The 14,588-nt window shown below is 31.2% G+C and carries 16 protein-coding genes; 6 read left to right on the top strand and 10 right to left on the bottom strand.

Going from position 1 to position 14,588, the window contains the following annotated elements:
* Positions 1-107: 107 nt before the first annotated feature.
* Genes QJ521_RS06810 through QJ521_RS06785 form a run of 6 tightly spaced genes read left to right on the top strand, consistent with a single transcriptional unit; the run spans position 108 to position 5,019 of the window.
* A complete protein-coding gene (locus QJ521_RS06810) occupies positions 108-299 on the top strand; it encodes a hypothetical protein (protein ID WP_282839698.1) in 192 nt (63 codons plus the stop codon).
* The gene (locus tag QJ521_RS06805) at positions 286-720 is read left to right on the top strand and encodes a potassium channel family protein (protein WP_282839697.1); all 435 of its coding nucleotides are present in this window, start codon (positions 286-288) and stop codon (positions 718-720) included. Before QJ521_RS06810 ends, QJ521_RS06805 begins: the two co-directional genes overlap by 14 nt.
* Positions 701-1,378, top strand: coding sequence for a potassium channel family protein (locus QJ521_RS06800; protein ID WP_282839696.1), 678 nt, complete (start codon positions 701-703; stop codon positions 1,376-1,378). Before QJ521_RS06805 ends, QJ521_RS06800 begins: the two co-directional genes overlap by 20 nt.
* Positions 1,368-2,846, top strand: coding sequence for a TrkH family potassium uptake protein (locus QJ521_RS06795; protein ID WP_282839695.1), 1,479 nt, complete (start codon positions 1,368-1,370; stop codon positions 2,844-2,846). Before QJ521_RS06800 ends, QJ521_RS06795 begins: the two co-directional genes overlap by 11 nt.
* Positions 2,843-4,336 (top strand): ATP-binding protein, encoded by a 1,494-nt coding sequence (locus tag QJ521_RS06790; RefSeq protein WP_282839694.1) that lies wholly within the window; start codon positions 2,843-2,845, stop codon positions 4,334-4,336. Before QJ521_RS06795 ends, QJ521_RS06790 begins: the two co-directional genes overlap by 4 nt.
* On the top strand, positions 4,333-5,019 hold the full coding sequence (locus QJ521_RS06785) for a response regulator (RefSeq protein WP_282839693.1): 687 nt from the start codon (positions 4,333-4,335) through the stop codon (positions 5,017-5,019). Before QJ521_RS06790 ends, QJ521_RS06785 begins: the two co-directional genes overlap by 4 nt.
* 119 nt (positions 5,020-5,138) lie before the next feature.
* Here QJ521_RS06785 and QJ521_RS06780 read toward each other — a convergent pair whose 3' ends face one another.
* From QJ521_RS06780 to QJ521_RS06735, 10 genes are all read right to left on the bottom strand, one after another.
* Complete coding sequence (locus QJ521_RS06780; RefSeq protein ID WP_282839692.1) at positions 5,139-5,897, bottom strand: ABC transporter permease; 759 nt, start codon at positions 5,895-5,897, stop codon at positions 5,139-5,141.
* Positions 5,894-6,823 (bottom strand): ABC transporter ATP-binding protein, encoded by a 930-nt coding sequence (locus tag QJ521_RS06775; RefSeq protein WP_282839691.1) that lies wholly within the window; start codon positions 6,821-6,823, stop codon positions 5,894-5,896. The genes QJ521_RS06780 and QJ521_RS06775 overlap by 4 nt, the downstream gene beginning before the upstream one ends.
* Positions 6,795-7,016, bottom strand: coding sequence for a PLDc N-terminal domain-containing protein (locus tag QJ521_RS06770; RefSeq protein WP_282839690.1), 222 nt, complete (start codon positions 7,014-7,016; stop codon positions 6,795-6,797). The genes QJ521_RS06775 and QJ521_RS06770 overlap by 29 nt, the downstream gene beginning before the upstream one ends.
* Positions 7,017-7,216: 200 nt before the next feature.
* Entirely contained in the window at positions 7,217-8,173 is a 957-nt protein-coding gene (locus QJ521_RS06765; protein ID WP_282839689.1) for an alpha/beta fold hydrolase, read from the bottom strand.
* 78 nt (positions 8,174-8,251) lie between these two features.
* Entirely contained in the window at positions 8,252-10,618 is a 2,367-nt protein-coding gene (locus QJ521_RS06760) for an ABC transporter permease (protein WP_282839688.1), read from the bottom strand.
* A 1-nt stretch (position 10,619) separates the two neighbouring features.
* The gene (locus QJ521_RS06755; RefSeq protein ID WP_282839687.1) at positions 10,620-11,381 is read right to left on the bottom strand and encodes an ABC transporter ATP-binding protein; all 762 of its coding nucleotides are present in this window, start codon (positions 11,379-11,381) and stop codon (positions 10,620-10,622) included.
* Between the two features lie 79 nt (positions 11,382-11,460).
* Positions 11,461-12,528: a hypothetical protein gene (locus tag QJ521_RS06750; RefSeq protein ID WP_282839686.1), complete on the bottom strand. Its 1,068-nt coding sequence runs from the start codon at positions 12,526-12,528 to the stop codon at positions 11,461-11,463.
* Between the two features lie 73 nt (positions 12,529-12,601).
* Positions 12,602-13,375: an SDR family NAD(P)-dependent oxidoreductase gene (locus tag QJ521_RS06745; protein ID WP_282839685.1), complete on the bottom strand. Its 774-nt coding sequence runs from the start codon at positions 13,373-13,375 to the stop codon at positions 12,602-12,604.
* A gap of 13 nt (positions 13,376-13,388) precedes the next feature.
* Positions 13,389-14,021, bottom strand: a complete 633-nt coding sequence (locus tag QJ521_RS06740; protein WP_282839684.1) for a TetR/AcrR family transcriptional regulator — start codon at positions 14,019-14,021, stop codon at positions 13,389-13,391.
* A gap of 11 nt (positions 14,022-14,032) precedes the next feature.
* The gene (locus tag QJ521_RS06735) at positions 14,033-14,314 is read right to left on the bottom strand and encodes a hypothetical protein (protein ID WP_282839683.1); all 282 of its coding nucleotides are present in this window, start codon (positions 14,312-14,314) and stop codon (positions 14,033-14,035) included.
* Between the last annotated feature and the right edge of the window lie 274 nt (positions 14,315-14,588).

The raw sequence follows: 14,588 nt of genomic DNA, 5'->3' as shown, positions 1-14,588 counted from the left end.
TAATATTTTACTAATCTTTATACAATCTTTATACATTCGTTGCTATTCCTATATACCTTTTTAATACAAAAAAGTCTAAGATGAGAATGTACAAAGGAGGTATTATCATGGAAGAATTAATTGGACAAAAAGTAAAAATCACGTTAAATTCGATTTCTGGGTTTGTAACCATTATAGGTAAAGTAATTCGATCACTAGATCAATTCGTTTTAGTAGATACAACATTGGGACCACTTTATATTTGCTATAACACCATCAAAACAATTCAAGTATTAGGTGATCATCATGAAGAAAAATAAAATAGTCGTTATTGGTTCCGGTAGACTCGGTGCAAGCATTGCTGCAATGCTTTCCAATGAGGGCAATGACGTTTTAATCATTGATAAGGATGGTACATCATTTCGAAAACTCTCTGACACCTATAGTGGTTATGATGTTATTGGAGATGCTACAGACTTATCAATACTTGAGAATGAGGCTCTAATTAAAGAGGCTAAAGAGGTAATCATCACAACAGATAGCGACAATATCAATCTTTTTATCGCACACCTTTGTTTTCACATATATGATGTGCCAAATATCTATGCTCGCTTTTCTGACACTGACAAAGGGAAACTAATCGAAAACACCACAATTCAAGCTATTTATCCTTTTATTCTATCGCTTGAACAATTTATGAGCATGAGAGGAGAAAATCATCATGAAAATAATCATCGCTAATGGTACTCATGAGGCAGATTTTATTGTAAGAAAATTTAAAAAAGATAAACATCAAATTACAATTATAAACTCAGATAAGAACTTCGGAGATTATATGAGTAGTTCAAATCACATCCCTGTTTTATGTGGTGATCCAACAAAGGCGTATGTTTTAGAAGATGCTGATGTCTGGAATGCTGATGTTTTTATTGCACTTTCTATTAATGATATAGACAACTATGTAGCTTGCATCACAGCAAAAAAACTCTTCAATATTAAAAGGGTCGTTAGTGTTGTAAGAAATCCAAAAAGAGTAGATTTATTTAAAGTATTGGGTATTGACAGCGTTATATGTTCTACTTATTTACTTGGCGAAAGTATAAAAAATGAATCTATCGTTGAGGATTTCATTAAAACTATATCCATTGAAAACGAGAAAATAGTCATATTAGAAATTCTTGTTGATGAAGAGTTTGTATTATCTAATAAACTTATAAAGAATGCTGAAATTCCTTCTTATTTAAACATTAGTTGTATATATAGAGAGCCTGACGTCATTATTGCGAACGGAGACACTTTAATTCTACCAGATGACAAGTTAGTAATAGCAACCACACCAGACCATCATCAAAATGCTATTGACTTTATTCAAAGAAAAGAGCTTAATAATGGATCCTAAAAAGAAAATAGTAAGTGGATATCCACTACTATTTGGTTATCTGGGTTATTTTATGATGATGATTGGACTTATAATTTTATTGCCTTTGTTTGCTATTTTCATTTATGGAGAAAATGTATCCGAAGCGAAATATTTTATTGTTCCTGGTGTTTCAGCCATCATTATAGGATATTTACTCACCCAACTATTAAGAAATAAAGAAACATCTAAACTGGAGCGTCATCAAGATGTTCTACTCATATTTTTAGTTTGGGTGATAGCAATCGTCTGTTCAGCATTCCCATTCATGTTCAGTGGTGAGTATAACTTTACTCAATCTATATTTGAATCGACAAGTGGCTATACAACTACTGGGCTTACTGTAGTTGATGTTACACAAGCTTCGAAAGCATTCTTACTATTTCGAAGTTTACTGCAGTTTTTTGGTGGTGTGGGTTTAGTTCTTGTTATTACTTCTGCAATATCTGATAAGTATGGCATGCGTTTATATTATGCTGAAGGTCATAATGATAAATTATTGCCTAATCTCGCTCGCTCTGCAAGACTCATTCTTTCAATTTATGCAATATATATTGTAATTGGATCACTATTATATAGTATTTTTGGTATGTCTATTTTTGATGCATTCAACCATGCTATCGCAAGTCTATCAACAGGAGGATTCTCAACCAAAGCAGAATCTATTGGTCACTATCAAAGTTTCCCTATTGAAATCATTACAATGGTCTTAATGCTGTTAGGTAGCACTAATCTAATCATTCATCTTTTCATTTTTAAAGCGAAATTTAAGAAAGCTTTTCATCATATTGAAGTTTTACTATTCTTTATTCTTATTATTTTCTTTATCCCAATAATTACATCATCGATGATGAGTACAAATGATGGAGGATTTTTCCAAAACTTGAGAGTTGGACTTTTCCAATTCTTAAGTGCGGTAACAACAACGGGATTTCAAACTGTAGACCAATTTTCAGGACTACCCTATCTTATCAATCTTTGTGTTATAATATTAATGATAATCGGTGGTGGAATAGGATCTACTTCTGGCGGAATCAAACAGTATCGAGTTGCTTTATCAGTTAAAAACTTATATTGGAATATTCGCGACAAAATGTCTCATCAACGCACCATTCACACAAATTATATAAAAAAATATGGTAAAGATGTCATCGTAACAGCTGAAGATGCTCAAAATAACCAGTCATTTATCATTATGTATATTTTAACTTTGGTTTTTGGTACATTGATATTCTCATCGTTTGGATATACACTCGAAGAATCTTTATTTGAATTCTCATCTGCATTAGGTACAGTGGGCTTATCTATAGGCATCATATCTTATCAATCACACCCCATCATATTATGGACTACTATCGTTGGGATGTTTATTGGAAGACTTGAGTTTTATGTTTTAATTATAGCAATGACTAAAATCGGAATGGACTTATCAAAAAGGAAGGTTTTATGATGCTAGAAAAAGAATCTAATAAGTATATATTTTTAGCAGTTGTGCTCATACTCTCAACTTTATTAGCTTTCGCTTTTGAACAATTGGAATTGAGAAGAGAAAATATTCTTCTTATTTATATCGTATCGATTATGTTAATCATCGTTGAAACAAGAAAAGTAGTTTTTGGTATCATTTCTACTTTTCTTTTAGTTACAATCTTTAATTTTTTCTTTACTGAACCAAAATATACTTTTATCATCGATGATGCAAATTATATAGTTACATTAATCATTTTCATGATTTCAATTATTATTTTAGGTACATTAACTACTTCTTTACAAAAAGAGATTTACTCTTCTCGAGATAATGCCAAAAAAATTGATTTACTATATCAAATAAGTAAGGAACTTCTTTATGCAAATAGCCTTGAAGAAATTGTTGAGATTGAATTAAAACACCTAAAAATGAATCTAAATCGAGAACTACTCTTTTGTGTTTCTAAAAAAATGATAACTTATGGTGACCAAGAAATTCAAATTGATCACATGAAAAAAGAGATCAACTACTCTATAGATAATCAAATCATTTGTGGAAAAGACCAGAACAAGTTTACTGAACTACCTTATGTTATTTTTCCTTTTGTAAGTAAAAAAGATGTTTCTGGTGTATTAATTGTCAATACAACTGTAGACATTCTAAAAAAACGTGAAAAAGAATTTATTCAAACAGCCTTGTTACATATGTTAACAGCTTTAGAGCGTGAAAAAATTTCTGAGGAACAAGAAAACATTCGTATAGAAATGGAAAAAGAGCGCATAAAAAGTATTCTTTTAAGAAGTATTTCTCATGACTTAAGAACGCCTTTAACAACACTTCAAACCGGCTCTTCATTTCTATATGACAGTTATGAGCTCATTGACGACCAAATGAAGAAAAATCTTCTTCTTGACATTAACAATGAGACAAGTCGACTTGCTGAGTTCGTAGAAAATGTCTTAAGTATGACAAGGCTACAAGCAAATCAGCTTATTTTGCATCCTACCTATGAACTCATTGAAGATATTTTTAATGATCTTCATCAAAGAGTAAATAATCGACTGAATCATCACGAACTCATATTTCAAGAACAAAATCAACTAGATTCAGTCTATGCAGATATTCCACTTTTAATTCAAGTTTTAACTAACTTAATAGACAACGCAATTCATCACACAAACGATGATTCTAAAATAATCGTTTCCTATGCTAAATCAGAAAAAGATATAACTTTTATTGTAGAAGATAATGGTGGTGGTATCCCTGAGGGACATATAGATCACGTATTCGAAGACTTTGTTGCTAGTTCCGATTTTAAAAAGGGTGATAAACTAAGAGGAATTGGCCTCGGATTAAGCATCTGTAAGGCTATTGTCGATGCTCATGGTGGCCAGATTCGTGTCGAAAATAACGACAATCATGGAGCAACTTTCACTTTCAATATCCCTATATTAGGAGGTAATAAATCATGACGAATATGAAACATATTCTAATCATTGAAGATGATAAAGTGATTTTGAAATTTATCAAACTTGCTTTAGAAACCAATGGTTATCAAGTTAGTGGCACTGAGCAGGGTACTATTGGATTAAACATAATACTCAATCAAAACCCCGATCTCATTCTTCTAGATTTGGGATTGCCTGATATAGACGGGATGCAAGTCATTGATGAAGTTAGAAAAATAAAGACAACACCTATTATCGTCGTCTCAGCAAGAGGTAGAGAAAATGATAAAGTCCTTGCTTTGGACCGCGGAGCTAATGATTATGTAACTAAGCCTTTTAATATAAGTGAAGTATTGGCAAGAATACGTGTTGCACTTAGAACTCAAGAAAAAACTTTCGAAGATCAAAAGTTTATTTTTAAAGATTTAGTTATCGATTTTGATAAACACATGGTGAAAATAGATGATCAAGAAATACATTTGACACCTATAGAGTTCAAATTACTTGAGCTTCTAGTTGTCCATCAGGGAAAAGTATTAACTCACAGTTTTATTCAAGGAAAAATATGGGGTTATCAAACCCAAGATGATTACCAATCTTTACGAGTATTTATGGCTTCTATACGAAAAAAACTTAAATCTCACTCTATCGGTCATGAATATATTTTGACTGAAGTTGGTGTGGGTTACCGATTTAAGGAAGAATAATTTTGTTAATCCTTGTTATACACAATTAGTAGTTTTCGATGATAAAATTGGCAACAGCAATTTGAAATTGTCTGTTGCCAATTTTTTAGTTTAAATCTTCAAATGTTTCTTAGTAAAAATTATAGCTCTTGTTTATTGAAAATACGTGTCGATATGAAAATCAAAATCACAGTCAATATGATAGATGTTACTATATTGGTTAAAACTAAAGGTGTAACAGCATCTCCCATCAGTTTTCTCATAACAAGCGATGCTGATCCTGCAGGATTAAAACGATTTAAATCTGTTAAAATCGTAAGGATGTTTAAAAAAGCATATGCTCCAAAGGCTACCAATGCTGCATGTGTGGTGGTCTTAAATAATATACTTATAGTTACAGCAACCATGGTAAAAAATATACCTAAAACATAGATTGAGAGTAACGATAAAAATAACCCCTCATAAATGACTTGATCAAACAAGATCCATGTGTAATACCAACTGATTAAAACAGAAATTAGAAACATAGCTGTAAAAAGTATAAAACCTGCAAGTATTTTGCATAAAATAAAAGATGATCGTGTGACATTTTTCGTTAAAACTAAATAGACAGAACCTTTAGCTTTTTCTGATACTACTGTTCCAGTCATTAATATAAGAAATACAATCATTGATATCGATGTAATATTACTATAAAACTGTTCCCATGATTGTAAGTGTGTTGGATCAGGAAAACTGATTTCAATATCCGATGCAAACATCGCAAGTAATTCATTCATATATTTAGCGGTTAATGGCCCTATAATAGCAAAAAACACAAAAACAGATGTAATGATAATCAATTTTGGTGTACGAATCAGTTCCATCAATTCTTTTTTTAAAAATGAGAAATTGATCATATCTGTTTCACCACCTTCATGTATATGTCTTCAAGCGTTGGTTCTTTAATCATCATTTTTTTTATCATAATCTTATTTTCATGAATGACCTTGTTTAGATGCAATCTTGCAACATCTAAATCATCGACAGTTAAAGTCATTATTTGATGATTCAAATCAATATTTGTTATAAATCTTTCTTCTTTAATCATCTCATTTAGAGCTTGTATTGTTGCATTGTCTGATTCAATTTCAATATCTCTAGTATCTGACATTGCCTTAATGTTTTCAATTGTATCTTCTAATAAAATCATACCTTCATTAATTATAACAACACGATCACATATACGTTCGACATCAGATAGTATGTGTGTTGAAAAAAAGACTGTAACTTTCCCCTTAAGGTTTTGAATTATATCAATTACTTCTTTTCTACCTTGTGGATCTAAAGCAGAAACTGGTTCATCCAAGAATATAACTTTAGGTTCGTTGATTAAAGTTTGGGCAATGCCAAGTCGTTGTTTCATACCTCTAGAAAAAGTGCCTATTTTCTTCTTCGCACTTTTTGAAAGTCCTACAGTTTTTAATAATGATTTAACACGATCTTTTAATATCGGAGTGGGTATATGAAAAAGTTCTCCACAAAACATTAAAAATTTATGCGCTGTCATCCAATCATAGAAGCCTGGAACATCTGGAAGAAAACCAATATTGTCTTGGATTTTTTGCTTTCCAAACAGCATTGGTTCACCTAAAACTTCGATAGTTCCTGAAGTTGGTTGTGTCATTCCAGTTAACATTTTTAATGTTGTTGTTTTACCAGAACCATTCGGTCCCAAAAAACCATATATAGCCCCTTCAGGAACTCTAAGATTTAATTGGTTGACTGCTTTGATTCCGTTAAAATCTTTGACTAAATCATTCGTCATCACTGCTAGAGTCATCATCTAACCTCCCGTAAATCAGAAAAATAATTGGCCCAGCTAAATTCAAGAACACAATAATAAGTATCCACAACAATCTAGATTCCCCACGTACTCTCTTCGTTTTTTTAAGCACAAGTAATGCATATACGACAAGAACTACTTGAACTAATAACAATGGGATAATAAGTGGTAATAATTCGATAAATTTTTCCATAACTATACATCCTTTCATTGTTTTTTATTGCTAGTGATTATGTTAATTATAGCATTGATTATATGTCTATAAAAGTTTTATTAAATAATTGATAAATAAATCGACTAACTCCATTAATCAATTGATTAAATTTCATAATGAGTCTTATATTTCCTTATAAAATGCAACATATCTTTAGATAAGTGTTTTTAATCTTCCCATTATATCGCTTCTAAAAAGTTAATCATTTCGTTAAAAATTACATCGGACATTTCATGATGTACATAATGAGAAGTATCCAAAATCATAGATTGCTGAAAATTAATTGATTCTAAATACTCAATAAGCGTTTGAGTCCAACCAGGCACATCGTCATTTTGTTTACTTGATATAAAGAAATACATTGGAGTATCGCTAGGTATCGGTTGATCTATTACATGTTGAGCGTTTGCATCCATACTCTTGAGTTCTGCTAGCATGTCCTTGGTCAAAGAACTTCTATAAAACATCGCTTTATAAACAGACTTTTCATGCTCTGTAATCTCATTTGAATCAAGAAGTGGTAGTGTATGCTTCAACTCCTCATCTGGCATGAGTCTTGAGAGCCCTATTCTTGAAATAAGATATACGAGATTTAACTGTGTTTTAGAAGGTATAGGTAACAATTCAATCGTCTTTGGAGTACAAGCATCTAGAGCAATAATCGCCTTGACTTCATTAGGGTATTTTTGTGCCCAATAGATGGCTTCTAGACCTGATAATGAATGCGGAACTAAAACAAAAGGCCCCGTTACTTCCAATACAGATAAAGCTTCTCTTGTATTCTCTAGTAAATTATCAATATCTTTATTACCACTAGAATCACTGAATCCATATCCAAATTTTTCGACTATAACTATTTTGTTTTCCTCTACAAGTTTGCTCCATAAGGGTTTAAAATCCAAGACTGGACTGCTTGTTCCATGCCCTGACAGGAAGACAAAAGTATTCTCACCTTCACCTTCAACATATATATGCATTTTTCTATCGTTTATATCAACCATTTCTCCAAGTGGTTGATATAACTTTAATTCTTTTTTTAATTTGACTTGATGATTAATTACTAGTGCAACCATTACAAGTGCAGCAATCAATAAAATTGCAATTATGATAATCAGTATTATTTTTAGCATTTTCATTTCTTCCCTCCTAAATAACAATCCTATAACAACCATTATGAACGAATCGATAATTTTCATTTTTTATATACATATTTTTTAATCAACAATGAGTTCTCTCAAATTTATTGACTTGAGCTTTTTGGTCGCAATGTTCACAGAAAACAGTTGAATGAGTACAGCTAAAGGAAAGACAAATAGTGTAAAAACAATGTTTACTTCAAAAGGAAACCGTGCAAGTCCCATATTGTTTATGAACAAACTTAATAATACGGGGGTCAGATGAAGCGCTAATGGAATTCCCATAATGACGCCTAAGCAAGACAGAAAAATTATTTTTATTCTTAAACTGTCTCTTAAGGTTTTTTCATCCATGCCAATTGCTTTATAAATGCCGAACTCTTTATGGTGATCAAATATATACATCATCATGAAATTGAAAATAATAATGACTGAAACCACTCCAAAAATTAAACTTAATGTGACAGAGACTAAACCTATCATTACTACAATTTGATCAACATTAATTTCTCCGCTATCTTTTACACTCCTAGCTGTATATATATCCCCATGTAGGGCATTAAATTCATCAATAAAGTAATTGACATCTTCATTATCATTAAGTTTAATCAAATATCTAGGCAAGTCATAATTCGGATCAATTTCAATCACTGATTCTGCCTTAACTCTAAATCCCCAACCGCCAGCATTCAGTGATTGATATATACCTGTTATTTTCATAGTTTTTTCTATACCTGCTACATATAAGACTATTTGATCTCCAACAGATTTCTTATATTTTTCTGCTGTCAAGTAACTAATTGATACTTCATCGTTGTTTAAAGGATTAGACCCTTTTATATTTGTAAGCCCAATATCATCCCAGACACCGCCATAAACAAACCCAAGTGCAGTTGTAGATGAGATATCATCTTGACTAGCAATACTAGCATCAACCATAACTCCATGAAGTGAAATTGCAGAAATCTGTGAATGATTTGCAAATGTACTGATGAATGTTTCATAATCCATTGCTTCACTTTTTGAATCTGTAGTCACAAACACTTCAGAAGCATCAAATCCCCACATTGAAAGATTATCATTCATTTTAGAAATTGAATGGTACATATTAAATGAAAATGTAAAAACTAAGGATAATACAGCAACTGAAATGAATATAAATATTGAATGCTTAAGATTTGAAAGTATACTCTTGACTGCTATCATGCATGATACATTCATATGTTTTAGCTTAGCTAATGATATATTGGTTTTCTTATTTACTTTTTCCGAAACAGAATATCTTATTGTTTCAATTGGTTTAATATTGATTGCCATTCTAGAACTCAAAATGGTACTCAAAACAATCAAAAACAACATCACTATTGAAGTAACTATCCCAATTAAAAAATAGTCGGGTGAGATTGAGTTTAACCCAACACTTTGCGCAAGTTGTTTTAAAATCAATCGTATAAGACTATATGATAAGAAAAGCCCTATAGGTAATGCAAAAAATAACAAAACAACGTACTGAAAAACATAAATTTGTGTTGTTTGTTTTTTACTAAATCCTAGTGTCTTATAAATCCCAATTTGCTTTAAATCCGCACGGATACCATTTGTGATTGTAAAAACAATAACAATGATTGAAATGATTAGGATAATGATTGAAAATACTAACATAATCATTGCAATAATACTTTCGACAAAAGTATACATGTAAGCTATAAAATCATAGTCATAAATAAACCCAAAAAATGGATGTCCAAAATCACTTTCATATCTAGTCATTAATGTTTCATAATCACTATAATCATGAAATCTAATACTTACCAAAGACTGATGAAGTTCAACATCTGTATAATAGTTTTTTAATGTACTGTCTTGAACCCATATTCTCGATGGTGAAGTTAACGTTGCGCTATACTGTGGATCTACAACAATACCTGCTACATTAAATAATACCGGTACTCCATTTAGTGATATTATTAATTGGTCATTTAATTCAATATTCCAATTATAGGCATATCCCGTAGGAATAAAGACCTCATTTTCACCAGGATATTCTTTTTTTGCACCTTCAACGAAGGTAAGCAAATCAGTTTGATAATCATGATTTACGCGTTCAGTGATCATCACAGAACCCATCGATTTTGTTGATCCATTATGCACGATTGAATCCGAAATCATCATGTAAGGGTAAGTGATTACATCTACTATCTCATCTTGGCTTTTCCACCATGAAACAAAAATATCTAAATCAGTATGTCTTTGATCAAAATCTAGTACAACTTGAGAACCTTGTTGCTTCTCAAACATTTGTTCAAAAGGGTCATTTTGATTTTGAAGTATTCCTATAGAAGTGCTAAATAAAACAATAGAAACCATCATGGTCAATATGACTAAAATTGATTGGACTTTTCTTCTCTTGATATTTGACCAAGCAACAATAGATACACTTCGCATCCTACCACCCCTTGGCTTGCAAATATTTCATAATATGATTTTCACGATTCATCTTATCTTTCTTATTATATCGGTCCAATCTTATGTCTCCATCGATTTTTCCATCTTTTAAGAACAAAATACGATCTGCTCGAACTGCAGCCTTGATGTCATGTGTAACCATAATAATTGTCTTTTTTAGATCTTGATTAATTTTTGAAAACACGTCTAAAACTGCCTCTGAAGATGAGGAATTCAAACTTCCAGTTGGCTCATCAGCAAATAACACTTTAGGTTGATTAATAAGACTTCTAGCTATAGCTGCTCTTTGAGCTTGGCCACCTGATACCATAGAAGGCAATCTATCTTTTTCATTAGACAATCTCATCATGGTAAACAATTTAAGTGCTTCGACTTCAACATCTTTTCTTGGTTTTTTTGTCAAAAACCCAGCAATTGTAATATTATCTAATAAAGATAGATTTGGAATAAGGTTGACTGCTTGAAAAACGAAACCTATTTCTTCTCTTCTAAATTTCGCTGCCTTTTTTTCGTTTAAGCTTAATAATGATACGTTTTCATAGAATACATCACCTGAAGTAATTCCATCTAGTCCACTTAAGACGTAAAGAAGGGAACTCTTGCCAGAACCAGAGCTACCCATGATAACAGTAAAATCTTCTTGATAAATTTCTAAATCAATGTGATCTACTGCATTCAATCCAAATCCATCAGTCAAAAATGTTTTGACCAAATCTTTGGCCTTAATAATACATTGTCTCATAAAAACCCTCTTTATTTATTTTTTTTGATAGACGTTTTTGGTTCTATCAGAAACGTTTAATATCAAATCTATTGTTCGATTATTTTCCTTCTAAAATTATATTAAATGGATCAGTAATATTTAAGTGTTTAATACTCCATGTGTTTTGTTTTTTTTCTATGACCCCGTGCAAGCGAATTGGCCAAGTAAATGTAAACCCCAATGACATCTCTTTGTATGTAAGTGCAATATCTCTTCTTACCATAAACAGTTTTTCTTTGTCTGGTATGCTTGTTTCCAAAGTTTTCAATATATGATTTTTTAGGTCTTTTTCCATGTCTTCTTTTGTTGTTTGTTTTTCTAGTGTCGCATATATGGTGAAAAATGCATGTTTTGAGGTTTTTAATAATGTAACTGATTCATCCGGGATTTTTAAATTCAAATCATGATTGAAGCATGATGAAATATCGTCATCTTTGTTCTTATCAAACTTAGTACCTTTATGATTGATAATGAAGCTATCATCACTAAACTTCAGCTCTGAGATACTGATATCTTGTTTATGACCTAAGGCTTTTATTTTATCAATGTCATTTAAGAATGCTTTTTTATATGGCAACACATCTTCAAATCGTATATCCTTGTAGAGACTGTTATTCATCATAGAAAACATAATACGCTTAATCTTTGCGCGGTTATCATGCTCAACAAAAACAAATGAAGTCATGATTGGAAATATAACTGAGCGTTGTTTTTGATCTCTTGCATGTAATAAGTGTGACAAATAATGCTGCACATCCATGAAGTCATAAGTTCTTCCAGACTCCATATTTTCTCTAACATAGCCTGCAAATTTGGCATATGTTTCATCGTCGTCTTTAAATTGATATGTTAATGCACCTTCAATATTCACATAAGTAAATGAGGGATATTGCTTAATATCAACTGTGTCAAAATTTAGACGATAGTCACCCCAGTATTTCCAATCAGAAATAAATAATTCTCTGCTTTGTTCATCAGTTAAACAAATCTCGTTAATACCTGTTCCAAATACAATGAGATTGTCTTTAATAAACAATAATTTCATAAAGTCATCAATTAATGATGGATCTTTTTTTATGTATGCATCTTGAAAATAGTTTAACGCTTTTATAATTTTATCTTTCACTTTCTGTTACCTCACATTCAATACTCTAATTATTTATTTCTTAATCGCGAGCATATTAATCATAAATATTACTTCATTGTCTTTTTGCATATTTATCAGTCATTGAACTCAGTAGTTTCCCCATTGAAATAGGCAATAAATACATGAGAAAAACGGTGAATCTATTTCGCCTAGTAAATGTAATAATCCATTTTCTTCGATGAATCCGTTTCGATAGACCATAACCCACCACTTCTGGTTTCGCCATAAACTCATTAGGAACTGTAAGTCCCTTAGATGAAGCAGTTCTTGTCAATGGAGGATGAATGATATGAAACGAAATATTTGTATGTTTATATTCTAAATTAAGACATTTAACAAGCGACTCTAGCGCTCCTTTAGATGAAGAGTAAGGGCTTATATTTTTAAAACCCATTATCCCAACTCCAGAGCTAGTCACAAAAATGTCTCCTTTGTTTTGTTTTTCGAAAAGTGGCAATATGTGTCTAATCAGATGAACTGCACCATAATAATTAACATCAAAGACTTTTTTAAATGTCTCTATTTGGGTATCATTAAATGAAGCAAAGGTACAAAGACATGCATTATGGATCATATAATCAATTTTCTTAAATGTGCTTATTGCATGTTCAATACTTTCTTCTACTTGATTTTCTTGACTGACATCACATTGCACATACATTAATTTATTTTCATCATATATTTTGGATAAATGCTGTAAATTGTCAATTTTAACATCTAAGACAAAAACATTGTGTCCTTGCTTAAGAAAGGATTCAACCATGTAATACCCTATACCGTCATTTGCTCCACTGATTAAAATGTTAAGTTGATTATGCTTTTTCATTCTTTTTCCCTACTTAAGAATGGTTTTTTGTTCCATGCTCTAATATGCTCAAAAAAGTGGTAATGATTTTTTCTAGATTTTTTTCTGAAACTAATGTTAAATCGTCATATGTTTCAAGAAGATAATCATTAAAGAAGGCCAATTGGCTTGAAATATATCTTGCTAAATACTCAATTGATATATCATTTCTTAACTCGTTTTTCTGAACTGCTTTTTCAATAAAGACAGTAAGAAACTCATGAGTTCTATTCATCTCTTCTCCTAAAATACGTTCTTTCGTGTGTGTGCTGGAGTGTTTCCAAAAATCTACTGATATTTTCGCAAGAACAGGATAGCTTTTTAGAAACTCAAATGTCGCAAAAAGCATCTTCTTGAACCAATCGAAAAAATTCAACTGATCAAATGTTAAAATAACTGGATGTGCAAACTGTGTTTTTTTATCGTTGATAATTACAACAATATGTTTGAATAAATCATCCTTACCCTCAAAATATTGATAGAAACTACCTTTTGCAATTTGAGCTTTCTCAACAATACTTGATATACTTGCTAAGTCATAACCTTTATCATGAAACTCTTTTATAGCAACATCTAGAATTAGAGATTGCTTTTCGAATGGCAAATTCATAAATGTATCTTTAGGCATTGTTTTTCTCCTTATTTATATAGTGTGAATCCCATGATTAAAAAGCCAATACCAACTGCTGCAACAAAAATATCTACAATCCATAGTTTGCTATATTTTGCATTTATAAAAACTACAAATTTCTTTGAAGTCTCATTCCACCTAAAAAGCAAACTTATAGATTTAATTGATGCAAGCGTTAATACTGTAGTAAGTATCCAAGCGTATGGTTGATAGAAAAAAATCGTACCAATCCAAACTAGAAATGCAAGTGAAATAGCATACAACATTAATAACTTGACAGATGTGCTCATTTTTTGACCACTATATTGTCTTCTAGCGAAATCATATAGCTGATCATGAAAGAATATGCCAAAGAAAACTTTGACCATTGCAGAAAAAACAGAATAAAGCAAATTGTGTTGAATATATTTAATACCATAATAATAACTCCCTTTCTTAATGTGACTTTTCAGTCATGTGACTGACAAGTCATATTATACACATAGTTTATCATTAAGTCAACACCTGATAAAAAATTATGTATTTTATGGGGAGATCAACCAATATACAATCGTTATATTTTTG

The organism is Peloplasma aerotolerans (assembly GCF_030012175.1).
Taxonomy (GTDB): domain Bacteria; phylum Bacillota_I; class Bacilli_A; order Acholeplasmatales; family Acholeplasmataceae; genus Peloplasma; species Peloplasma aerotolerans.
This window is presented reverse-complemented; position numbering and strand designations above follow the sequence as displayed.

Coding starts and splice junctions, on each gene's coding strand:
- QJ521_RS06810 (WP_282839698.1), top strand. CDS start 108: ATGGAAGAATTAATTGGACAAAAAGTAAAAATCACGTTAAATTCGATT.
- QJ521_RS06805 (WP_282839697.1), top strand. CDS start 286: ATGAAGAAAAATAAAATAGTCGTTATTGGTTCCGGTAGACTCGGTGCA.
- QJ521_RS06800 (WP_282839696.1), top strand. CDS start 701: ATGAAAATAATCATCGCTAATGGTACTCATGAGGCAGATTTTATTGTA.
- QJ521_RS06795 (WP_282839695.1), top strand. CDS start 1,368: ATGGATCCTAAAAAGAAAATAGTAAGTGGATATCCACTACTATTTGGT.
- QJ521_RS06790 (WP_282839694.1), top strand. CDS start 2,843: ATGATGCTAGAAAAAGAATCTAATAAGTATATATTTTTAGCAGTTGTG.
- QJ521_RS06785 (WP_282839693.1), top strand. CDS start 4,333: ATGACGAATATGAAACATATTCTAATCATTGAAGATGATAAAGTGATT.
- QJ521_RS06780 (WP_282839692.1), bottom strand. CDS start 5,897: ATGATCAATTTCTCATTTTTAAAAAAAGAATTGATGGAACTGATTCGT.
- QJ521_RS06775 (WP_282839691.1), bottom strand. CDS start 6,823: ATGATGACTCTAGCAGTGATGACGAATGATTTAGTCAAAGATTTTAAC.
- QJ521_RS06770 (WP_282839690.1), bottom strand. CDS start 7,016: ATGGAAAAATTTATCGAATTATTACCACTTATTATCCCATTGTTATTA.
- QJ521_RS06765 (WP_282839689.1), bottom strand. CDS start 8,173: ATGAAAATGCTAAAAATAATACTGATTATCATAATTGCAATTTTATTG.
- QJ521_RS06760 (WP_282839688.1), bottom strand. CDS start 10,618: ATGCGAAGTGTATCTATTGTTGCTTGGTCAAATATCAAGAGAAGAAAA.
- QJ521_RS06755 (WP_282839687.1), bottom strand. CDS start 11,381: ATGAGACAATGTATTATTAAGGCCAAAGATTTGGTCAAAACATTTTTG.
- QJ521_RS06745 (WP_282839685.1), bottom strand. CDS start 13,375: ATGAAAAAGCATAATCAACTTAACATTTTAATCAGTGGAGCAAATGAC.
- QJ521_RS06740 (WP_282839684.1), bottom strand. CDS start 14,021: ATGCCTAAAGATACATTTATGAATTTGCCATTCGAAAAGCAATCTCTA.
- QJ521_RS06735 (WP_282839683.1), bottom strand. CDS start 14,314: ATGAGCACATCTGTCAAGTTATTAATGTTGTATGCTATTTCACTTGCA.